This window comes from Streptococcus sp. HMSC078D09 (assembly GCF_001813675.1).
Classification (GTDB): Bacteria; Bacillota; Bacilli; order Lactobacillales; family Streptococcaceae; genus Streptococcus.
This window is the reverse complement of record NZ_KV813675.1, coordinates 666,410-686,875: the sequence shown is the minus strand read 5'-3', so window position 1 is coordinate 686,875 and position 20,466 is coordinate 666,410. Positions and strand designations below refer to the sequence as shown.

Below are 20,466 nucleotides of genomic sequence, written 5' to 3'. Positions count from 1 at the left end.
CCTCAAATCCTAAAAAACACCGGTGACTTTTCCAGTCTTGAAATCCACCACATAATAGGAGCTCCCGGCCTTGACTTCCCAGATCGGTTTGCCTTTAAAGCGTCCAAAAGTTACCCAATCAATCGCGTCCCGACTCTTCTCTTTGACGACAGAAGCTGCCTCTTTGGAACTAACTCCTTCTTTCAAAGGGTAGGTATAGACTGCATCATCCGCCTGCGCCACCAAAACCGCTAGTTCTTGCCCCTCTTGGTCCTTGCCAATAAAGGAAAGATAGGCTTCTTTGCCATGAAAGAAACTCTCCGTCTCAATGGTCGCAATCGAAGAGTGAGACAGAGCTATTTTTCTTGCTTGCGCCATTTGATCCTGCAAGCGATCAGAAGTTTTTTCAGCAAGAAATAGCCAAGAAAAAAGGATCGTCAACACTAAGATACAGATTCCTATTATATGTTGCCATACTATAAAAAGATTATTTTTCTGTTTCACTCCCTCATTATACACCAAAGCTACCTAGAATTCTATAGATTTTCAAGAAAGAATTGTTACTAATATTTCATACCTGTTGCAATGTTTTAGTATAAAATTATTTGATAAACAAAGTAAAATTAACACCTTCGCTATCATTTGTTCATAGTTTAATAAATTTGTCACAATTTTGTAACTAATTTGAAAATAAAATTAAACGACAGAAATACTATTTATTGATAAAATATAGATATGGAAAATTTAAAGAGATTATTCAAAGAAGCAAACGTAGATTTAAAAACCATGATCGTCTTCCACAAGGCAGAACGATTGATCCGTGCGTCTGAGGCTCATATCTTTAAAAAGCACCAGTTGACACCAACTCAATTCTCTGTACTTGAGACCTTGTACAGCAAAGGCGATCTCCGCATTCAAGATCTGATTGATAGCATTCTTGCGACCTCTGGAAATATGACTGTGGTTATTCGCAATATGGTCCGCGATGGTTGGATTACACGCGAAACCGATCCAGAAGACCGCCGTGCTTATCTTGTATCTATTACAGATGCCGGTCGTAAAAAGATCGAAGAAGCTCTTCCAGATCATATCAAAAATATTCAACGCTTGATGCAAGTCTTTAATAGTGGCGAGCAAGCTGAGTTGACAGAACTCTTGAAGAAATTCAAACATATCGCCTAAGCCTACTGCTCAAGACGATTCTGACTCCAAAATCTTCTATTTTGGAGTTTTCATCGTGCATTCTCTTTATCTAACAGATCAAAAAATATTCCTGACGCTTCTCAGGAATATTTTTATTTATTCTTTCACAAAGACCCATTCTTTCTCTTGCGATAAATCCTCACGATAAGAGAAACCTGCTACTTCTAGTGATTTCAGATCTTCTAGATGGGTGATTTCTTCCTTCATCATGGCTGTCACCATGGCCCCACGTGCTTTCTTTGAAATCGTTGAGTGAATCTTCAGTGTCCCACCACGATTCTCCATGAATTTGATCCGAATCATTCGTTCACGAATGGCTTTTGAAAAGACCTGTTCAAACTCAGAAGACAAAAGAGATAAGATCTGTTCTTCACCTTCTACTGCCTGATCATAGTCCTCTTTCCAAAGTGCCTTTAAAGACCTTCCAGCTGGTTTTAACTTCATCATAAAATCCAAGCGATGGGGAGCAATCCCTGCATAGGCAGGTAGCACACCGTATAAAGCAGTCGTGATCAACAAATGCTCCTGCAGATAAGCCTGCTCTTTTTCAGATAAGTCTTGACGATCGATACTCCGGTACATGAGGCCGTCAAATAGCTCCAAAGCAGGATAGGTCTTGGCAGTCCCATCTATCAAAACCTCAATTCTTTCTTTTTCGATAAGGGCTCTTTCCTCTGAAATCCCGTAAAAGGCCGCTAATTTTTCTAGCGAGAATTCCTTCAAAGCCTGGAGGATTGTTTTTGTTTTCTGTGATAAGGGTTGGGGCTCGACGATACGAACCTGTTCGTTGAGTTCTTTAGCGGATGGAATTAAAATTTTCATAGGTCTATTGTACCATATTTTTCAAATTTTCTTGACAGGAGTTTTTATTAATGTTATTATCTAGTTATGAAAACTAGATTAAAGAAAGGTGAAGATTTAGTGTCCACTTTTTCCTATCCAACGTGGGAGCAACTGCCTGAGCTAGACCTCTATCTTGATCAGGTCCTACTTTATGTCAATAAAACCTGTGCACCTGTTCTCTCTTCTTCAGACAAGGGCTTGACGGCTGCTATGATCAACAATTACGTAAAACATGGTTATGTCGAAAAACCAGATAAGAAGAAATACCAGCGTAGACAGGTGGCTCGCTTGATTGCTATTACAACCTTAAAAACGGTCTTTTCTATTCAGGAGATCGCTTCTACCTTAAACTTCTTGCAGGACCAGGCAAGCTCAGATCTTCTCTATAATAGCTTTGTCGCTTATCTCAATGAGCAAAAAGAGCCGATCGCTCCCATCATTCGCTCTGCCTGTCAGACAGTTCAACTTTATCTTGAAACCCTATCTTATATTCAACCAGTAAAAACGGAGGAAGAAACTGATGAATTACACCATGAAACTAAGTAAAAAATTATCCTTTGGAGAAGAGATCGCAAATAGTGTAACCCATGCTGTTGGCGCCCTTCTCATGTTGATCTTGCTTCCGATCTCAGCAGTCTATAGCTTTGAGCAACACGGTCTTCTCAGTGCTTTTGGGACTTCTATCTTTGTGATCAGTCTCTTTTTGATGTTTCTGTCTTCGACCGTCTACCATGCCATGTCTTACGATTCACCTCAAAAGTATGTACTTCGCATTATCGACCATTCCATGATCTACATTGCGATCGCAGGTAGTTACACACCAGTTGTCCTTACCTTGATGAACAACTGGATGGGCTACAGCATTATCTTGATCCAATGGGGGACCACCATCTTTGGTATTCTCTACAAAATCTTTGCCAAAAAAGTCAATGAAAAGTTCAGTCTCGCTCTTTACTTGATCATGGGCTGGTTGGTTATCTTTATTATTCCCCAAATCGTTAGCCAAACCAATCCGATCTTCTGGGGTCTCATGCTCATGGGCGGTCTGTGCTACACGGTTGGAGCTGGCTTTTATGCTAAGAAAAAACCATACTTCCACATGATTTGGCACCTCTTCATCCTTGCAGCTTCTGCTCTTCAGTATTTAGCCATCGTTTACTTTATGTAATACTGCCACCACTCTTCGGAGTGGTTTTTTTGTGATTTTTTCTGTACAATAGTAAAAAACTGTATGGGGACAGTCAGGATGAAGACGAGCAAATACCAACAAATTATTCATGTACTAAAAAAAGCCATTCAAGATGGAAAACTGGAAACTGGAGAGAAAATTCCCTCCGTTCGCCAGCTAGCTAGTCAATTTTCTTGTAGTAAGGACACAGTCCAACGAGCCTTGCTGGACTTGACTTACCAGCACTTCCTCTATGCTAAGCCTCAAAGTGGCTACTATGTTTTGGAGCAAGAACCTAATCGACATGAGGATCTTCCACTAAAATTAGAGAAAGACCGCAACCAGGCTTTCGAGGACTTTCGGACCTGTATCAATGAAACCTTGATTGGACGGGAGAATTATCTCTTTAATAACTTTTCGGACCAAGCAGGCTTACTCGAAGTACGCCAATCCATTCAAGGCTTATTGAAGGAAGAAGGTATTTATTCGACTGCAGATCAGATTGTTTTGACTGCTGGTACTCAACAGGCGCTTAATATCCTCAGCCAGATTGACTTTCCCAATAAAAAATCGCAGATCTTGATCGAGCAACCGACTTATCACCGGATGAACCAACTCTTAGATTCACAGCAACTTGCCTACCGGACCATTCAACGTAATTTAACGGGGATTGATCTTGAGGAGCTTGAAGAGATTTTCAAAAGTGGCCATATCAAATTCTTCTACACGATCCCCCGTTTTCACTATCCGCTTGGCCATAGCTATTCGACCAAGCAGAAAGAAGCGATCTTGCAACTAGCTGACCAATATGATGTCTACCTTGTTGAGGACGACTATTTGGGAGATCTTGATAGCAGTAATGCTCCATCTTTTCATTATTTGGATCAAAAGGACCGGGTCATCTATATCAAATCTTTTTCGACCAATCTCTTTTCTGCTCTTCGCATCACTTCCATGATCCTTCCCCAAGCCCTTCTTAAGCCGGTCTTGACCTATAAGACGATTCTGGACTATGATAGCAATCTGATCATGCAAAAGGCTTTGAGTCTCTACATTGATAACGGTATGTATCTGACCAATAAAAAGCGACTCTTGGCCAGAAAAAAAGAAGAAGAAGCCAGTCTAAAGACCTTGATGGCCCAGTCTCCTCTTCTTCCTCATCTGACCCTGACCCACGATGGGATCCTTTTAGAACTCAGCCAAGTTCAATCCCTTGCTGCCTTAAAACACAGTGGACTTCCGCTTGATTTCTTTGAAGCAGCCTACATCGCTTCTTGTCCTTATCAACTCGCCAAGATCAAATCGGCAGATGTGACCAATGTTTTACCAAAGCTTACGCCTTTTTTTGAAAGAGAAACCCTCATATAGACTATACGAGGGTCTTTCTTATTTCTTCAATTGCTCATAAACAAGTTTGGCATTTTGAAGGCCGATCCGATAATCGAGGCGGATCAGGCGAATCGCTTCCATCTCTGGTTCTTTGAGGTACTTCTCTCTTTGTTCCTTGGAAATACTACCTGGTTTTAGAAGATAATGAGTAAATTGATTTCTGACTCTATTGAGCTCAACTTGAAGGGTGAAGTAGAGTCCAAATAAGACAATCACAACTCCCATCATGATCAGATCGTTTGACATGGTGTATGCTCCCTTTTTCTGTTCTTTTCTTTATTTTACAGCTTTCAAGAAAGAAAAACAAGGTTAAATTTGCATTTAGACCTTGTTTGTCCTTATTTCATCATACCGGCCTGGAGATCATACATTTTCTTATACGTTCCTCCTAGAGCAATGAGTTGATCGTGATTGCCTGATTCGATGATTTTTCCTTTATCGAGAACATAGATGCAATCGGCATCTTGGATGGTAGAAAGACGATGGGCAATGGCAATGGTTGTCCGCCCTTGGCGCATCTTCTTCAGAGAGTTTTGGATCATCTCTTCCGTCTCTTGGTCGATATTGGCAGTGGCCTCATCCAAAATGAGGATCTTAGGCTGAGCAGCAATGGTCCGGGCAAAAGCCAGAAGCTGACGCTGACCGGTCGATAAGGTAGAACCCCGCTCTGTTACCGGATGATCATAGCCACCAGGTAGACTCTCAATAAAGTCTGCTACATCCACAAATGCAGCTGCTTGTCGGATTTCCTCATCTGTCAGTTCTTCATGATACATTCGGATATTAGAAGCAATGGTTCCATGATAGAGGAAGGGTTCCTGCAACACTAGACCAATGGACTTGCGCAAGGCTTCCTGGCTATAGTCCTTGATATCCTGTCCATCAATCAAGATCTGGCCACGATCAAATTCATAAAAGCGCATGAAGAGATTGATAATAGAGGATTTACCAGAACCAGTATGACCAACAAAAGCGATGGTTTGTCCGTTTTTGACCTCAAAGGAGATATCTTTTAGGACATCCCGTTTGCCATCATAAGAAAAAGATACATGGTCAAAGCGAATATCTCCCCGCTCGATTTCTTTCAGGCTACCAGCTTGCTTGGGCTCATAGTCGTCTCGATCCATCATCTCAAAGACACGCGCTGCTGAAATGGTAGAGGTCTGCAAGGTTGCAAAATTTTGAGTGACATCAATCAAGGGCTGGAAAAGCTGGCTAACATACTGGATAAAGGCATAGATAAGACCTGCTGTAAAGCCAGAGGACTGCCAATTTAGGCCGAAAAAGGTTAGAATAACCGCATAAGCCAGAACCTGTAACAGGGTCATAGCTGGCCTCAAAAAGAGGGAATTGACATCCACAGATCGGTTGGCGTAATCCAAATGTTCCCCATTAATCTGTTCGAATTCATCCGTCAAGCGCTTTTCTTGACGAAAGGCCTGCACGATCCGCATTCCTTCAATGGATTCCGATAATTTTACATTGATATCTGATAATTTTTGTCGGGTCATCTTGACCAAGCGATTGGATAACTTGCGATAGAGACGGATGGAAAACCAAATAATGGGAAGAAAAGGCAGGATCCAAATGGTCAAATGCCAGTCCAAACTAAACATGGTTACCAGGGTGACTAGAAAGAGTAAAAAGGATGAAACCAGGCTTGAAAAGACCGTAGAAAACATATCTGCGACTGCCTGTGTATCATTGGTCACACGCGAGACAATCGAACCTGCTGCTGTCTGGTCATAAAAGGACATGCCCAGTCTTTGAAGATTTTTGAAAATATCTAGACGGATATCTCTTACGATGGAATTGGATACACGCGCAAAGGTTAACTGGCTCAGGTAAGTTGCCAGCACACGCCCAATGAATAACCCATAGTAGAGAATCAAAAACTGAAAAGCTGTCAGTACTGGAGAGCCGGCTTCTGTTGGATCCACTAGGTGGTCAATATACCAGCGAGCTGCAAGAGGGATCGCCGTCAATAACAGACTAGTTAGGAAGGTAAAGGCTAAGGCTAGGGCCGTTAACCATTTATAACGCCACATGTAAGTCAAGAGCCGCTTCATCACATGAGCTTCAGATGTTTTCATTCAGCTTTCCCTCCATTTCTTCTGATAATTGTTGGGCTTGGTAGGTTTCATAGTACCAACCTTTTTGAGCCATTAATTCCTCGTGATTTCCTCGCTCTTTAATCTGTCCATTCTCCATTACCAGAATCAAATCCGCATGAACGATCGCTGATAGGCGATGGGCTGTGATGATCGTTGTTTTCCCCTTGCGTTCCTGCTTCATATTTTCAATGATCTGGTGCTCCGTTTTAGCATCTACTGCAGAAAGTGAATCATCCAAGATCAAGATCTCAGGATTCATGACCAAAGCACGACTCATGGCAATCCGTTGCTTTTGTCCGCCAGAAAGAGAGACCCCTCTCTCTCCCAGCACTGTCTCCATCTGGTCTGGCATGGCCAGAATATCTTCATAAACCCCACAAGTTCTCAGAGCCTTCATTACCTCTTCTTCCTCGATCTGTGGATCTGAAAAAGCGACATTCTCGCGAATGGTCATGGCAAAGAGGATCTGATCTTGAGGGACGTAACCGATCAAGCTTCGAAGATCTTCTAAGCGATAATGTTTGATGGAGATCCCATTTAGCAAGATATCTCCCTGCTCCAAGTCATACTCTCTAAGCAAGAGACGCAACAAGGTGGTCTTTCCAGATCCAGTTGGTCCTACAATTCCAAGGGTTTGCCCTTTTTCTAAATGAAAGGCAACCTTCTCAAGGACAGGCTCTTTCTCATAGGCGAATTCTTCAATGTCATATTCCAAATCGCCATTTTGAATGACTGTAACTGGTTGACTTGGATCTTGGATATCAGGTGTTTCTGCTAAAAGTGTCTCAATCCGATCATAGGAAACGCTAGCACGCTGACTAATATTAAACAAGAAGCCCATGGCTTGAAGGGGCCAGACGAGCATATTGAGATAGGTAATAAAGGTTACGATTTGTCCAACCGTCAGGCTCCCTTCCTGAACAAATAGACCTCCGAAGTAGAGCGTCAAAACATAGGAGAGACCGACAAAAAGAAGAGTAGTCGGATCAAACAAAGCATTGTAACCGGCTGAAGTCATATTTTTTCGAAAGACTATCTGATTGGTCTTTTCAAAAGCACGAATCTCATCTGCCTGAAAGCCAAAGGATTTGGTCACCTTGACTCCTGATACTGATTCCTGAACAAAGTTGTTCAGCTCTGAGAAGCCTTCTTGGGCCTCTTTGAAGGCTTTGTGGTTTTTGCGGCCAATGGCGGAAGTCACTACCACCATAACCGGTAGGGGCAAAATAGCCAAGAGGGTTAAGCGCCAATCAATCATGAAAAACATGCTGACCAGGGTCACCAAGGCTGTCACAGAAGCATCTACAGCAGACATGACTCCACCACCAGCAAACATGGTTACCGCATTGATATCATTAGTAGCATGGGCCATGAGATCCCCTGTCCGATAACGCTGATAAAAAGACGGAGACATGAGCGTAAATTGCTTGAACAAACGGTAACGCAAGATCCGAGCCAACTTATTGGCCGTTCCAAAAATATAGCGTCTCCAGACAAAACGAAGGCCATACATGGCTAGAGCTGCGAGGACCAAAAGGGCAATATCCACAACTAACTGCCCTAGTGTCAGCCTTCTTTTATCGATCAAATCGATCACAAGTCCCATGATTCTTGGAGGAATGAGGTTTAAAAAGCTAACCAAGATCAAGGACCCTATCCCGATCAAGTAGCGCTTCTTCTCTAAATTAAAAAACCAAGATAATTTCCTCAACAGATTCATCTTATTTCCCCTTTTTGGTGAGTTGCCAGCTACTATCCACTAGAGCAAACAAGTCCTCATCAGTAATTGTTTCATCTAGAGGGATACTCACCCAATAGTTTTTATTCATATGAAAAGCTGGATAAATCCCTTTCTGCTGGATGAAATGGGCTACTTGATCAGACTTAACATTCAAAACTTCTATTTTCCCAGACTTGCCAGCATCCAGTTTTTTCCAATCAATGGTCATAAAGACACCATACCACTTGAGGGTGTCTCGGTGGCGAATGGCACCGGATTCCGGAGATCTCTCCCACAAATACTCAATCGTTCCCTGATAGTGCAGGGAGATATAGGCCATGAGACGCTTGGCTTGAGGATAGAGAAATTCTTCTACCTCAAAACAAGCTTGCCGAATCCTTGCAAGACTTTCCTGACAGGCTTCCCTGACTTGGCCGACGAAATTTCCTTGTAGCTGTTCCAGATGGATCTGGATATACTCGTCCCCTGTATCCTGATCATAGACCTGAAAAGAAATCTTCTGGTCGCAGACACGGACCTTTAAGAGAAAAGTGTCAGATAAGACGGGACACTGGTACTCATAGCCTACCCCTCTCTTCTCAAATCCGTAAGCCAATCCCTTTTCTGGCTGAAAGGTGTACCGGTCAAAATAATGCTCTAAAAACATTTTCTCTCCCTTATTCATTTTTGCACTAGAAGAGGCTGGAAACAACGTCCCCAACCTTGATAACGGATCTTCAAAACTACTTCAAGCAGTGATCGTTTCTTCTTTAAAACACGATGCGCGTGCCATGCAGTTGACAAACGCCCAATTGCTCCAAAAAGAGCTGACGATTGTCAAGGGTCACACCTCCACCTGGCAGGATCTGAATTTTTCCCTTAGCCGCATCTAATAAACGATGATAGTGTGCAAAACGTTGCTCTAGTGGGTCACCTGGACTTCCAGCTCGTGATAAAATGCGGGCTACACCCTGATCAGAAAGCCACTCAATCGCTTCTAGCTGATCTGTATGAGCTAACTCATCAAAGGCCATATGAAAGACAACCTCTGCCTCTCCACAGGCTGCTAGTAAAAGCTGCATGATCCTCTGGTCCAACTTTCGATCGCTCGTCAGCGCTCCCAGCACAAAACAAGTAACCCCTATTTCTTTCGCAGCACGAATATCCGTCAGCATAGCTTCGACTTCCAGATCAGTATAGACAAAATCGCCACCTCGGGGTCGGATAATGACACATAGATCCACGGACTTCTCTCTTGTCAGTTTGATTGCTTCATTGATCACACCTATACTAGGTGTGGTCCCTCCTACTGCCAGGTTATCGCACAGTTCAATGCGACCTGCCCCAGCAGCAATCGCCTTATCAATATAAGTTAAATTCTCTGCACAAAATTCAAAGACAAGCATGACAACTCCAATTACAAAGACTTAAAACAAGGATATACTAACGGTTACCTTAGCATTGCCATTTTCCACTCTCGCTTTTGAGATGCTATAGCCTGCTTGAGGGATATCAAGGGTGATTTGATCACCATTCACTGTGAAGCCGCCTCCATTTTGATTGGATTGATCCTTCAAATAGTTGAGAACCAAGAATTTTGGAATGGGCATTTTCCCTAATTTAGCACCGGTAACGGTCAAATTCATGACATTGTTTTCAACTTGGCCGGTCATAGTTAAATCTAAATAGCTATCAACTGGTCCTAAGGAAACAGGAACTTTGACGTGAAGGTCATTGCCATCCATTCCTAGTGCCATCTTTTGATAGTCAGAATTGTCAAGGGCAGAACCAGCACTTGTTTTTACGACCTGACTCAATTGCACAGAATTGAGATTCAGCTCAGTTGAGAGTCCTTCAGTGCTTACAGAGGCGTTTGAAACAGCATTTTGAGCCAGCTCAATCAAAGAACTCCCTGCCTGCACATTTCTCAGCTGCTCCCCTTCAGGAATAGATCCAGGGACCAACAAGATCACTAATAACATAAATAAAACGATCACCATGCCAATCAGGCGTCTCATCCACTTAAACATCTGCTCCTCCAATACGTGTAAAGTTGTATTCTTATTGTACCCTAAATCTAAAGAAATTGCGACTATGAGGGGCCTTTAGAAAGCAAAAGAGAGAGTGAGACAGAAATCGGTCATTCGTTAGAATTCGATTTCGTCGTCCCACCTCCGCACAGTTGAGTAGGGCTGTAAAAGCTGATGAAATCAGCGTAGTAGAGCCCACTCAACCACTGCGTCTTACTCGACAATCCAAAAATAATTGAGAGGCTAGGACTTTTGTCCCAACCTCTCTCTGTGCATTATTTCGATTTAATGTAGTTAACACCATCTGCTTTTGGCGCAACTGCTTGTCCGAAGAAGGCTGCCAAGACAACCATGGTCAAGACGTAAGGCGCAATTTGCAAGTAGATGGATGGGATACCTTTAAGCAAAGGCAATTGATTCCCGATAACAGCCAAACTTTGTGAAGCTCCAAAGAAGAGACTAGCAAGCATGGCCCCGATTGGGTTCCATTTCCCGAAAATCATAGCCGCAAGGGCGATAAATCCAGGACCTACAATAGTAGTCACCGCGAAGTTAACAGAAACTGACTGAGCGTAAATGGCTCCTCCGATTCCTGCAAGGGCACCTGAGATCATCACTCCTAAGTAGCGCATTCTATATACATTGATTCCCAATGTATCTGCTGCTTGAGGGTGTTCACCAACTGAACGAAGACGCAATCCAAATTTCGTCTTGAACATGATAAACCAAGCAAAGAATGAAAAGAGAATCGCAACCCAACCGATGATGCTGGCATTGTTGAAGAAAATATCCCCAATCACCGGAATTTTAGATAAGACTGGAATCGATGTTTTCCCGAAGGCAACTTTGATATTATCAGTTTGTCCCTTGTTATACATCGCTTTAACAAGGAAGACGGCCAATGGAGGTGCCATCAAGTTCAATACCGTACCTGAGACGATATGGTCAGCACGGAAATGAATGGTTGCCACCGCGTGAATCAAGGAGAAGAGTACTCCAATCCCTGCAGCAACGATCAAGGACAACCATGGTGTCAAACTTCCTAACTCAGGCTCAAAAGTCAAGTTAAAGATAATACCTGAGAAGGCTCCCATAACCATGATTCCTTCTAGACCAACGTTAACAACCCCAGCGTGTTCTGAGTATGCTCCTCCGATACTTGTGAAGATCAGCGGCGCCGCATACACAATCATAGAGGAAACAAGAATACTTAAAATCGTTACAATACTCATTAGTTTGCTCCTCCTTTTTTAGCTGAACGCATCGAGATCATCTTTTCAATAATGTAGTGGGCACATACGAAGAAGATAATGGATGCTGTCACAATTTGAACGACTTCTTCAGGGATGGCAGCCGGCTTCATACCAACTCCCCCAATTTGAAGTGCTCCAAACAAGAAGGCAGCAAATGGAATACCAATTGGTGAATTCATCGCAAGAAGGGCTACGGCCATTCCGTTAAATCCAACACTCATCGAGCTGGTTTGAACGTAGACATTTGAGTAAATACCCAGACCTTCTGCTACCCCACCAATACCAGCAAGAGCACCAGAAATGATCATAGAAAGGATAATGGTCCGTTTTGCAGACATCCCTGCGTATTCTGCCGCATTCGCATTGAGACCAACGGCACGGATTTCAAAACCAAGTGTTGTTTTCTTCATCAAGAACCAGATGACCACCACTGCGATGATGGCAAAGAAGATCCCGATGTTCATTTGTGATTTGTCCGTCAAATTACGCAACCACTCCGTTTGGTAGACAGCGTTGGCTCCCACATCAATGGTTGAGTCCTTGTTTTTCATCAAGGAAGCTGGGAAGCTATGAATCAAGGCATTCCCACCATAGAGAACAATATAGTTCATCATAATGGTGATGATGACCTCACTGGTTCCAAGATAGGCACGAAGGAAACCAGGAATCGCTCCAATAAATCCACCTGCGATAGCCGCAATCAAAACGGTCATCGGAATCATCAGTAAGCGAGGCATATTTGGGAAGGAAAGGGCAAACCAAGTCGCCATGATCCAACCTGCAAAAGCCTGACCAGGAAGTCCAACGTTAAAGAAGCCGGCCCGGCTAGCTACTGAAAATCCAAGAGCAACCAAAATCAGTGGCCCCATGGCACGGGAAATATTTCCCCAACTCTTAATCGAACCAAAGGCTTTTTTAAACAGCAATTCATATCCCCAAAGGGCATCATAGCTGAAGGCCCACATAATAATGGCACCCAAGACCAATCCTAAAAGGACAGACACCAATGGAACGGCAATTTGTTTTAAATTCTTATTCATTTGATGCTCCCTCCTTTACTTGGCCTCCTGCCATGAGGATTCCAAGTTCTTGCTTATTCGTTGTTTCAGGGGTTACGATCCCTTGGATCTTCCCATCATGAATAACCGCAATACGGTCAGAAACATTCAAAATTTCATCTAATTCAAAGCTGACAACCAGAACGGCTTTTCCATTATCCCGTTCTTGAATCAAACGTTTGTGGATATATTCGATCGCTCCAACGTCCAATCCACGAGTCGGCTGACTAACGATCAAGAGATCTGGATCACGGTCAATTTCCCGAGCGATAATGGCTTTTTGCTGGTTCCCTCCAGAGAGAGCCTTAGCTGGTACCACTTCACTGGCTGCACGAACGTCAAACTCTTCCATCAACTTCTTAGCATAAGAAGTAATGTTTGGATAATTCAAGATACCATTCTTGCTAAGAGGTTCCTTATAGTAGGTTTGAAGGGCAATGTTTTCAGAGATCATCATATCAAGGACTAATCCATCCCGATGACGGTCTTCAGGGACGTGCCCTACCTTCATTTCTGTAATTTGACGTGGGCGAAGTCCTACAACATCCTTGCCTTTAATCTTGATTGAACCAGATTTTACCTTCCGTAGTCCTGTAATCGCTTGGATCAACTCAGACTGACCATTTCCGTCAATTCCTGCGATCCCGACGACTTCACCAGCACGAAGTTCCAGTGAAAGATTCTTAACAGCTGGGACTCCCCGGTTTTCGTTTACAACCAAGTTTTCGATCGACAAGACGACTTCTTTTGGTTGAGAAGGACCTTTCTCCGTTTTAAAGGAAACAGAACGACCGACCATCATTTCGGCCAAGTCTTGATTGGTAGCTCCACCAATCTCGACTGTCTCAATCGATTTACCACGGCGAATAACCGTTACGCGGTCTGAAACAGCACGGATTTCATCCAACTTGTGCGTAATCAAGATAATAGATTTTCCTTCATTCGCCAAGTTCTTCATGATTGTCATCAATTCTTCGATTTCAGCTGGTGTCAACACCGCAGTTGGTTCATCGAAGATTAGGATATCGGCTCCACGATAAAGCGTCTTTAAGATTTCCACACGTTGCTGCGCACCAACGGAAATATCCTCAACTTTAGCATTTGGATCCACTGCTAAGCCATATTTTTTAGACAAATCAAGGATATCTTGACTAGCTTTCTTAAGATCCAAAATACCATGTTTAGTGGTTTCAGACCCAAGGATAATATTTTCAGCAACAGTGAAGGCTTCAACCAACATAAAGTGTTGGTGCACCATTCCAATTCCTAAAGAAGCTGCTTTTGAAGGTGAGTCTAGGTTAACAGTTTTTCCATTTACCACGATGTCTCCGCTTGTTGGTTCCAACAAACCAGCCAGCATATTCATCAGGGTAGATTTCCCTGCACCATTTTCTCCAAGAAGTGCATGGATTTCACCTTTGCGCAACTGAAGATTAATCTTGTCATTTGCTACAAAGTCACCAAATTTTTTGGTAATCTCACGCATTTCGATGACATATTCATGTGTCATGGGGTGTTTCCTTTCAAAAATTTTTTATTTCAATAAAATCTGCTAGGCGACTAACAGATTTTATTGAGACAAAAATGTCTCACTTTAAAAGAAACGGCCCTTAAAGGGAGGGCCGCTCCAATCAAATATTATTTTTCAGGAACTTTAAGAGACCCGTCAAGGATTTTAGCTTTAGCATCTTCTACAGCTTTTTTAGCATCTGCAGAAAGGTTGTCAGTTGTCAAATCAACTCCACCATCTTTCAAGCTATAAGTAATCACTTTACCGCCAGGGAATTTACCGTCAGCAGTTTTCTTAGCCAAGTCTTTTACAGATTCTCCGACTTTCTTCAAGCTTGAAGCCAATACAAAGTTAGATTTTTTACCATCTTTAGAAGTGTATTCACCTTCAGCTTTTTGGTCACGGTCAACACCAAGAACCCAAACTTTTTCGTCTTCATTTTTCTTCTCGTTCAAGTCTTTAGCTTCAGAGAAGACACCTGCACCAGTACCACCAGCTACTTGGTAGATAACGTCTGCACCTGCAGCATATTGCGCAGCAGCAATTGTTTTACCTTTAGCAGAGTCACCGAATGAACCAGCGTAGTCTACTTGAACTTTGATAGATGGGTCAACAGATTTAACACCAGCTTCAAATCCAGCGCGGAACCGAGTGATAACTTCACTTTCCATACCACCTACAAAACCAACTTGTTTAGTTTTTGTAGTTTTTGCAGCAGCAATACCAGCAAGGTAACCAGCTTCGTTATCGGCATAAACAGCAGATGCTACGTTCTTTTGTCCTTCAATACGGTCATCGATGATGACGTAGTTCACATCTTCGTTGTCTTTTGCAGCTTTTTTAACAGAGTCGCTCAAGGCAAAACCAACACCAAAGATCAATTTGTAGTCGTTAGAAACAGCTTCATCAAGGTTTGTCGCATATTGAGATTCATCTGTTGATTGGAAGTAGTCAAATCCGTTCCCTTTAGAAAGACCGTTTTCTTTACCCCAAGCTTGCAAACCTTCCCAAGCAGATTGGTTGAATGATTTGTCATCCACACCACCAGTATCGGTAATGATAGCAGCTTTCAAATCTGTTTTAGATTCTGAGTTTGCGCTATCTTTTTTAGACGCACGATTCCCACATGCTGCAAGTCCGATAGCAGCGACAGTTACTAGACCAAGGCCTAGCCATTGTTTCTTGTTCATTACTGAACCTCCTAAATTATTGTGCAACATTGTTGCGAAGTATTGAAAGGGTCAAAAGACCGCCTCACAGACCTATTAAGTCAGGTCTGTAAAGGAATATGGAAGTAATTCCTTGACCGTCATCACGACCGTCGATTTATCTTTAGATACTAAAGTTACAGGAAGGTCTGGCTCAAAAAATTCAGCCATGACCTGGCGACAAGCACCACATGGAGAGATGGGCTTTTCTGTTTGCCCGTAGATAATGAGCTCTTGAAACTCACGAGCTCCTTCAGAAACAGCTTTAAAAATGGCTGTCCGTTCTCCACAGTTGGTTAATCCAAAACTGGCATTTTCGATATTGACACCTGTATAGATTTCTCCATCCTTCGTTAGCAGTACAGCTCCAATTGGGAAATGAGAGTAAGGCACATAGGCTCGTTTACTCACTTCAACTGCTAAGTTGATCAACTCAGTAGTCGCCATGAGCCACCTTTCCTTCCATGATGGCTACACCAGAAGAAGTCCCGATACGGGTCGCACCAGCTTCGATAAAAGCAAGAGCATCTTCATAAGAGCGAGCACCACCAGAAGCTTTAACACCCATGTCGGGTCCAACAGTTTGACGCATTAAGGCCACATCTTCTACCGTTGCTCCTCCAGTTGAAAAGCCAGTTGAAGTCTTCACAAAGTCTGCGCCAGCTGACTTAGCAATTTGGCAAGCAACGATCTTTTCATCATCTGATAAGAGACAAGTCTCAATGATGACTTTGACCAGCTTATCACCGCTCGCTTCGACTACAGCTTGGATATCTTCCTCAACTAGTGCTAAATTCTTAGACTTAAGAGCCCCGATATTCATGACCATGTCAATCTCATCGGCACCGTTTTGAATCGCATTTTTTGTTTCACACGCTTTGACAAATGGTGTATTTGCTCCTAAAGTAAAACCAATGACGGTACAAACTTTAACGTCTGAATCGCGCAAGCCCTCAGCCGCAAAATTCACCCATGTCGGGTTCACACAGACACTCGCAAAATCATAAGCCTTTGCTTCTTCGATCAGCTTTTCGATCTGTTCTTGTTGCGCATCTGGTTTTAAAAGAGTGTGATCGATATATTTATTTAACTTCATACAATCTCCTGAGCTGCTTAAGATATTATTTCAATAATTTCTTTAACGCTTTCAGCCCTTTCTAGTATTTTAACATTTTTTTTGAATTCTGTAACTCTTTCTTGTGAATTTTTTTCATTCATGAAAATACGGGCAATGCGTTCCCCTTTTTTGACGTGCTCTCCCACTTTTTTGTCAAACACAATTCCTGTTTCGTAATCGAGGGGATCTGATTTGACAGCACGGCCAGCACCCAAGCGCATGGCAAACAAGCCAAACTCCATGGCAGGTAAAGCAGCAATGACGCCATCTTGGTCCGCTGTTACTTCAAGGACCTGATCCACTTTGACGGGACGATGCAAATCTTCTAAGTCTCCACCTTGAGCCACAACCATTTCTTCAAACTTCGCTAAAGCCTGACCATTGGTCAAGTGTTCATGGATGGCTTCAATCGATTGTTCTACATTGGCCAATTTCAACATGATTTGCGCTAATTCACAAATAAACTCTGTAACATCAGCACGCCCCTGTCCTTTCAGAATATCCAGGGCTTCCAAAATCTCTAGACGATTACCAATGCTGGTTCCCAAAGGTTGGCTCATATCTGTAATGACAGCGATGGTTTTCCGACCCACTGCATTTCCAAGATCCACCATGGTACGTGCTAAGCGACGAGCATCCTCAATATTCTTCATAAAGGCACCCTCGCCCACCGTCACGTCCAAAAGAATGGCATCCGCACCAGCAGCGATTTTCTTACTCATGACGGAGCTAGCAATCAAAGGAATGGTATCCACTGTCGCTGTCACATCACGCAGAGCATACAAGAGTTTGTCTGCTTTTACGAGTTGGTCGGATTGACCAATGACCGATAAGCCGATCTCCTGCACCTGCTGGATAAATTCCTCTTGGGTCCGTTCAATCTGGAAACCTTTAATGGATTCTAACTTATCGATGGTCCCACCTGTGTGGCCTAAGCCACGACCGCTCATTTTGGCAACCGGCACTCCGAAACTTGCAACCAAAGGCACCAAAACCAAGGTCACCTTGTCTCCTACTCCACCAGTCGAATGTTTGTCTACCTTGATTCCTGGAATAGCTGACAGATCAAACTGTTGCCCTGTTCGGACCATCTTCATGGTCATATGAGAGATTTCTTCTGTCGTCATCCCTTTAAAGTAAACAGCCATAGCAAAAGCAGACATTTGGTAATCTGGTACTGTTCCAGCCACATAGCCCTCAAGCAGCCATTCAATTTCTTCCTTGTTTAAGGCAAGACCATCTCTTTTTTTCTGAATGATATCTACTGCTCTCATGATTCTTTCTCACTTCTTAAAATATAATAGCCTTTGTCTTTTTTTACGATTTCACAATTGCCAAACGTCTCTTCCATTTTGGCCTTAGCGCTCGGAGCCCCTTGTTTTTTCTGAATAACAATGGTCAAGTCTCCACCTGGTTTCAAATGTTCAAAACTACCGGTGATCACTTGGTGGACCACTTTCTTACCAGCTCGGATCGGCGGATTACTGATTACATGGTCAAAGACCCCTTCTACTGCTTCATAGACATCCGAAGAAAAGATCTGTGCTTCCACGCCATTTCGGCTGGCATTTTTCTTAGCCAAGTCCAGCGCCCGCTCATTGACATCGACCATGGTCACTGCGACTCCCTGGGCTTTAGCTAGAGAGAGGCCGATTGGTCCATAGCCACAGCCAACATCGAGGATACTTTCCCCTTCTTGAAAATCAAGGGTTGATAAGAGCACCTGGCTTCCATAGTCAATCATTTTTTTACTAAAGACGCCCGCGTCCGTATAGAAATTCATCTTTTGCCCCAATAAAACAACAGCCAGATCATGAATATCATGGGCTGCATCTGGGTTTACATCGAAATACATTTTACTCATAAGGTTATTTTAACATAATTCACTCCTTTTTTAAATCGTTTACATGACCTCTAAAAATTGGTATACTAAAGACTACAATAGGAGTGACATATGGACAAAGAATTTCTACATTTTGAAAAAATTAATCGGGAAACTTGGCAGAATTTGCACCGCAAAACCACCCCACCTCTCTCTCAAACAGAGCTCAATTCTATTAAAAGTTTTAACGACCGCATCAACCTCCAGGATGTACGTGACGTCTACCTGCCTTTGACAAACCTAATTGGAATCTACAAGCGTTCCAAAGAAGATTTGGCCTTCTCAAAAGGTATTTTTCTTCAAAAAACGAGTGAACGCCAACCCTTTATCATTGGGGTTTCAGGGAGTGTTGCTGTTGGGAAATCGACCACCAGCCGTCTTCTACAGATCCTGCTTTCACGGACCTTCGAAGGCTCGAGCGTGGAATTGGTAACAACGGATGGCTTCCTCTATCCAAATGCTATCTTAAAAGAACAAGAGATCCTCAATCGAAAAGGATTTCCGGAAAGCTATGATATGGAATTGCTCCTTGATTTTCTCAATCAAATTAAAAACAACAAGAGCGTAGAAATCCCTGTCTATTCCCACGAAATATACGATATTGTCCCAGATGAGAAGCAAACCATTTTACCAGCTGATTTTGTCATTGTCGAAGGGATCAATGTCTTTCAAAATCCGCAAAATGACAGTCTCTATATGACCGATTTCTTTGATTTTTCAATCTATGTGGATGCCGCGGTCGACGATATCGAATCTTGGTATATCGATCGCTTCCAAAAACTCCTTGCATTAGCTCAGAATGATCCCAATAACTACTACTATCGATTTACAGAGCAACCCCTAGAAGAAGTTTTAAGCATGGCCCATCAGGTCTGGGAATCCATTAATTTAGTCAACTTGCAACATTACATTCAACCAACCAGAAACCGAGCTGATCTGATTCTCCATAAGGCAACCAACCATGAAATAGACGAAATTTATCTCAAACGCTAGAGAAAATGGCCTTTTAACGGTACTTTTTTAAGGAAAAGCTATTTTAGGCTTGTCAAATCTTAACTTTTCATATATAATGAGATAGTTAGATTATCAATGGAGGTGAATAACTTGGCAAACATTAAATCAGCTATCAAACGCGCTGAATTGAACGTTAAACAAAACGAAAAAAACTCAGCTCAAAAATCAGCTATGCGTACTGCAATCAAAGCTTTTGAAGCAAACCCATCTGAAGAACTTTACCGCGCTGCTAGCTCAGCTATCGATAAAGCAGAAACTAAAGGTTTGATCCACAAGAACAAAGCTAGCCGTGATAAAGCACGTCTTGCAGCGAAACTTGGTTAATCAAGAACAGCATAAAAATCAAGCTCTCCGGAGCTTTTTTTGTGCCTAATTTTTTGAGAGGTGCTTATGAGAATCGTTATTATCGGCTATTCTGGATCAGGTAAATCCACCTTAGCTGAAAACTTAGCTCGCTACTACTCCATTCCCAAGCTACATATGGACACCCTTCAATTTCAACCGGGTTGGATAGACAGTGACCGGGATTGGATGGAAGGTGAGATGAGACAGTTTCTCAGCGATCATAAAGACTGGGTCATTGATGGCAATTACTCTTGGTGCTGCTATGAGGAAAGAATGGAGCAAGCAGACCAGATTATCTTTCTCAACTTCTCTCGTTGGAACTGTCTCTATAGAGGGTGGAAACGATACCGTCTCTATAAAGGGCGCGTCCGTGATAGTATGGCGGCAGGTTGCCCCGAACGCTTCGATTGGGAATTCATCCGTTGGATCCTTTGGGACGGTCGCCAAGCCAGACAGGTCACACGCTATCAGACTGTCAACCAAACCTATCCAGACAAATTTGTCTCTCTCAAGAATCAAAAAGAGCTGGATGCGTTTCTAAAAAACATACAATAAAAAGGTTGGAGATTTTACCCCCAACCTCAGATTGTAGACAAAGTCATATTAAAAACTTTCCTTAGGTGAGTACGGACG

23 protein-coding genes are annotated in these 20,466 nt (G+C 42.8%); 7 read left to right on the top strand and 16 right to left on the bottom strand.

The window, feature by feature from the left end; translation table 11 throughout:
* Positions 1-9: 9 nt before the first annotated feature.
* Positions 10-423: a cell wall elongation regulator TseB-like domain-containing protein gene (locus HMPREF2926_RS08540; protein ID WP_070587344.1), complete on the bottom strand. Its 414-nt coding sequence runs from the start codon at positions 421-423 to the stop codon at positions 10-12.
* A 291-nt stretch (positions 424-714) separates the two neighbouring features.
* Between HMPREF2926_RS08540 and HMPREF2926_RS08535 the strand changes: the two genes are divergently transcribed.
* Positions 715-1,161, top strand: coding sequence for a MarR family winged helix-turn-helix transcriptional regulator (locus tag HMPREF2926_RS08535; RefSeq protein WP_003001765.1), 447 nt, complete (start codon positions 715-717; stop codon positions 1,159-1,161).
* Between the two features lie 117 nt (positions 1,162-1,278).
* Here the strand turns inward: HMPREF2926_RS08535 and yaaA are convergent, their stop codons facing one another.
* Positions 1,279-2,004: a peroxide stress protein YaaA gene (gene yaaA, locus HMPREF2926_RS08530; RefSeq protein ID WP_070587342.1), complete on the bottom strand. Its 726-nt coding sequence runs from the start codon at positions 2,002-2,004 to the stop codon at positions 1,279-1,281.
* 66 nt (positions 2,005-2,070) lie between these two features.
* Between yaaA and HMPREF2926_RS08525 the strand changes: the two genes are divergently transcribed.
* The 3 genes from HMPREF2926_RS08525 to HMPREF2926_RS08515 all read left to right on the top strand — a co-directional run bounded on the left by HMPREF2926_RS08525 (position 2,071) and on the right by HMPREF2926_RS08515 (position 4,561).
* On the top strand, positions 2,071-2,571 hold the full coding sequence (locus HMPREF2926_RS08525) for a DUF1836 domain-containing protein (RefSeq protein ID WP_013903686.1): 501 nt from the start codon (positions 2,071-2,073) through the stop codon (positions 2,569-2,571).
* Positions 2,546-3,193, top strand: coding sequence for a PAQR family membrane homeostasis protein TrhA (locus HMPREF2926_RS08520; protein WP_003011253.1), 648 nt, complete (start codon positions 2,546-2,548; stop codon positions 3,191-3,193). The genes HMPREF2926_RS08525 and HMPREF2926_RS08520 overlap by 26 nt, the downstream gene beginning before the upstream one ends.
* 63 nt (positions 3,194-3,256) lie before the next feature.
* The gene (locus HMPREF2926_RS08515) at positions 3,257-4,561 is read left to right on the top strand and encodes an aminotransferase-like domain-containing protein (protein ID WP_070587340.1); all 1,305 of its coding nucleotides are present in this window, start codon (positions 3,257-3,259) and stop codon (positions 4,559-4,561) included.
* A gap of 18 nt (positions 4,562-4,579) precedes the next feature.
* Here the strand turns inward: HMPREF2926_RS08515 and HMPREF2926_RS08510 are convergent, their stop codons facing one another.
* The 14 genes from HMPREF2926_RS08510 to HMPREF2926_RS08445 all read right to left on the bottom strand — a co-directional run bounded on the left by HMPREF2926_RS08510 (position 4,580) and on the right by HMPREF2926_RS08445 (position 18,456).
* The gene (locus tag HMPREF2926_RS08510) at positions 4,580-4,828 is read right to left on the bottom strand and encodes a hypothetical protein (protein WP_070587338.1); all 249 of its coding nucleotides are present in this window, start codon (positions 4,826-4,828) and stop codon (positions 4,580-4,582) included.
* Positions 4,829-4,920: 92 nt separating this feature from the next.
* Entirely contained in the window at positions 4,921-6,675 is a 1,755-nt protein-coding gene (locus tag HMPREF2926_RS08505) for an ABC transporter ATP-binding protein (protein ID WP_070587333.1), read from the bottom strand.
* Positions 6,662-8,416: an ABC transporter ATP-binding protein gene (locus tag HMPREF2926_RS08500; RefSeq protein WP_070587332.1), complete on the bottom strand. Its 1,755-nt coding sequence runs from the start codon at positions 8,414-8,416 to the stop codon at positions 6,662-6,664. The genes HMPREF2926_RS08505 and HMPREF2926_RS08500 overlap by 14 nt, the downstream gene beginning before the upstream one ends.
* A 1-nt stretch (position 8,417) precedes the next feature.
* Positions 8,418-9,083 carry an MmcQ/YjbR family DNA-binding protein gene (locus HMPREF2926_RS08495; protein WP_070587330.1) on the bottom strand — a complete coding sequence of 222 codons (666 nt, stop codon included), beginning with the start codon at positions 9,081-9,083 and terminating at the stop codon, positions 8,418-8,420.
* 103 nt (positions 9,084-9,186) lie between these two features.
* A complete protein-coding gene (locus tag HMPREF2926_RS08490; protein WP_070587329.1) occupies positions 9,187-9,822 on the bottom strand; it encodes a copper homeostasis protein CutC in 636 nt (211 codons plus the stop codon).
* A 21-nt stretch (positions 9,823-9,843) separates the two neighbouring features.
* On the bottom strand, positions 9,844-10,446 hold the full coding sequence (locus tag HMPREF2926_RS08485) for a hypothetical protein (RefSeq protein ID WP_070587328.1): 603 nt from the start codon (positions 10,444-10,446) through the stop codon (positions 9,844-9,846).
* A 275-nt stretch (positions 10,447-10,721) separates the two neighbouring features.
* Positions 10,722-11,678: an ABC transporter permease gene (locus HMPREF2926_RS08480; protein WP_021153355.1), complete on the bottom strand. Its 957-nt coding sequence runs from the start codon at positions 11,676-11,678 to the stop codon at positions 10,722-10,724.
* Positions 11,678-12,739 (bottom strand): ABC transporter permease, encoded by a 1,062-nt coding sequence (locus HMPREF2926_RS08475; RefSeq protein WP_003007621.1) that lies wholly within the window; start codon positions 12,737-12,739, stop codon positions 11,678-11,680. Before HMPREF2926_RS08475 ends, HMPREF2926_RS08480 begins: the two co-directional genes overlap by 1 nt.
* A complete protein-coding gene (locus tag HMPREF2926_RS08470; protein ID WP_023918304.1) occupies positions 12,732-14,267 on the bottom strand; it encodes an ABC transporter ATP-binding protein in 1,536 nt (511 codons plus the stop codon). The genes HMPREF2926_RS08475 and HMPREF2926_RS08470 overlap by 8 nt, the downstream gene beginning before the upstream one ends.
* Before the next feature lie 128 nt (positions 14,268-14,395).
* The gene (locus tag HMPREF2926_RS08465; protein WP_049485439.1) at positions 14,396-15,457 is read right to left on the bottom strand and encodes a BMP family lipoprotein; all 1,062 of its coding nucleotides are present in this window, start codon (positions 15,455-15,457) and stop codon (positions 14,396-14,398) included.
* Between the two features lie 75 nt (positions 15,458-15,532).
* Positions 15,533-15,922 carry a cytidine deaminase gene (locus HMPREF2926_RS08460; protein ID WP_070587326.1) on the bottom strand — a complete coding sequence of 130 codons (390 nt, stop codon included), beginning with the start codon at positions 15,920-15,922 and terminating at the stop codon, positions 15,533-15,535.
* Entirely contained in the window at positions 15,909-16,571 is a 663-nt protein-coding gene (deoC, locus tag HMPREF2926_RS08455) for a deoxyribose-phosphate aldolase (RefSeq protein ID WP_070587324.1), read from the bottom strand. The genes HMPREF2926_RS08460 and deoC overlap by 14 nt, the downstream gene beginning before the upstream one ends.
* A 17-nt stretch (positions 16,572-16,588) precedes the next feature.
* Positions 16,589-17,866, bottom strand: coding sequence for a pyrimidine-nucleoside phosphorylase (locus HMPREF2926_RS08450; RefSeq protein WP_070587323.1), 1,278 nt, complete (start codon positions 17,864-17,866; stop codon positions 16,589-16,591).
* Positions 17,863-18,456, bottom strand: a complete 594-nt coding sequence (locus HMPREF2926_RS08445) for a class I SAM-dependent methyltransferase (RefSeq protein WP_070587321.1) — start codon at positions 18,454-18,456, stop codon at positions 17,863-17,865. Before HMPREF2926_RS08445 ends, HMPREF2926_RS08450 begins: the two co-directional genes overlap by 4 nt.
* Before the next feature lie 90 nt (positions 18,457-18,546).
* Between HMPREF2926_RS08445 and coaA the strand changes: the two genes are divergently transcribed.
* The 3 genes from coaA (at position 18,547) to HMPREF2926_RS08430 (ending at position 20,388) form a co-directional block, all read left to right on the top strand.
* Positions 18,547-19,467 (top strand): type I pantothenate kinase, encoded by a 921-nt coding sequence (gene coaA / locus HMPREF2926_RS08440; protein WP_061590812.1) that lies wholly within the window; start codon positions 18,547-18,549, stop codon positions 19,465-19,467.
* Positions 19,468-19,563: 96 nt separating this feature from the next.
* Positions 19,564-19,812 carry a 30S ribosomal protein S20 gene (gene rpsT, locus HMPREF2926_RS08435; protein WP_003007640.1) on the top strand — a complete coding sequence of 83 codons (249 nt, stop codon included), beginning with the start codon at positions 19,564-19,566 and terminating at the stop codon, positions 19,810-19,812.
* Positions 19,813-19,878: 66 nt separating this feature from the next.
* On the top strand, positions 19,879-20,388 hold the full coding sequence (locus tag HMPREF2926_RS08430) for a DNA topology modulation protein (protein WP_070587319.1): 510 nt from the start codon (positions 19,879-19,881) through the stop codon (positions 20,386-20,388).
* The last annotated feature ends 78 nt before the right edge of the window (positions 20,389-20,466 follow it).

Coding starts and splice junctions, on each gene's coding strand:
- HMPREF2926_RS08535 (WP_003001765.1), top strand. CDS start 715: ATGGAAAATTTAAAGAGATTATTCAAAGAAGCAAACGTAGATTTAAAA.
- yaaA (WP_070587342.1), bottom strand. CDS start 2,004: ATGAAAATTTTAATTCCATCCGCTAAAGAACTCAACGAACAGGTTCGT.
- HMPREF2926_RS08525 (WP_013903686.1), top strand. CDS start 2,071: ATGAAAACTAGATTAAAGAAAGGTGAAGATTTAGTGTCCACTTTTTCC.
- HMPREF2926_RS08520 (WP_003011253.1), top strand. CDS start 2,546: ATGAATTACACCATGAAACTAAGTAAAAAATTATCCTTTGGAGAAGAG.
- HMPREF2926_RS08515 (WP_070587340.1), top strand. CDS start 3,257: ATGGGGACAGTCAGGATGAAGACGAGCAAATACCAACAAATTATTCAT.
- HMPREF2926_RS08510 (WP_070587338.1), bottom strand. CDS start 4,828: ATGTCAAACGATCTGATCATGATGGGAGTTGTGATTGTCTTATTTGGA.
- HMPREF2926_RS08505 (WP_070587333.1), bottom strand. CDS start 6,675: ATGAAAACATCTGAAGCTCATGTGATGAAGCGGCTCTTGACTTACATG.
- HMPREF2926_RS08500 (WP_070587332.1), bottom strand. CDS start 8,416: ATGAATCTGTTGAGGAAATTATCTTGGTTTTTTAATTTAGAGAAGAAG.
- HMPREF2926_RS08495 (WP_070587330.1), bottom strand. CDS start 9,083: ATGTTTTTAGAGCATTATTTTGACCGGTACACCTTTCAGCCAGAAAAG.
- HMPREF2926_RS08490 (WP_070587329.1), bottom strand. CDS start 9,822: ATGCTTGTCTTTGAATTTTGTGCAGAGAATTTAACTTATATTGATAAG.
- HMPREF2926_RS08485 (WP_070587328.1), bottom strand. CDS start 10,446: ATGTTTAAGTGGATGAGACGCCTGATTGGCATGGTGATCGTTTTATTT.
- HMPREF2926_RS08480 (WP_021153355.1), bottom strand. CDS start 11,678: ATGAGTATTGTAACGATTTTAAGTATTCTTGTTTCCTCTATGATTGTG.
- HMPREF2926_RS08475 (WP_003007621.1), bottom strand. CDS start 12,739: ATGAATAAGAATTTAAAACAAATTGCCGTTCCATTGGTGTCTGTCCTT.
- HMPREF2926_RS08470 (WP_023918304.1), bottom strand. CDS start 14,267: ATGACACATGAATATGTCATCGAAATGCGTGAGATTACCAAAAAATTT.
- HMPREF2926_RS08465 (WP_049485439.1), bottom strand. CDS start 15,457: ATGAACAAGAAACAATGGCTAGGCCTTGGTCTAGTAACTGTCGCTGCT.
- HMPREF2926_RS08460 (WP_070587326.1), bottom strand. CDS start 15,922: ATGGCGACTACTGAGTTGATCAACTTAGCAGTTGAAGTGAGTAAACGA.
- deoC (WP_070587324.1), bottom strand. CDS start 16,571: ATGAAGTTAAATAAATATATCGATCACACTCTTTTAAAACCAGATGCG.
- HMPREF2926_RS08450 (WP_070587323.1), bottom strand. CDS start 17,866: ATGAGAGCAGTAGATATCATTCAGAAAAAAAGAGATGGTCTTGCCTTA.
- HMPREF2926_RS08445 (WP_070587321.1), bottom strand. CDS start 18,456: ATGAGTAAAATGTATTTCGATGTAAACCCAGATGCAGCCCATGATATT.
- coaA (WP_061590812.1), top strand. CDS start 18,547: ATGGACAAAGAATTTCTACATTTTGAAAAAATTAATCGGGAAACTTGG.
- rpsT (WP_003007640.1), top strand. CDS start 19,564: ATGGAGGTGAATAACTTGGCAAACATTAAATCAGCTATCAAACGCGCT.
- HMPREF2926_RS08430 (WP_070587319.1), top strand. CDS start 19,879: ATGAGAATCGTTATTATCGGCTATTCTGGATCAGGTAAATCCACCTTA.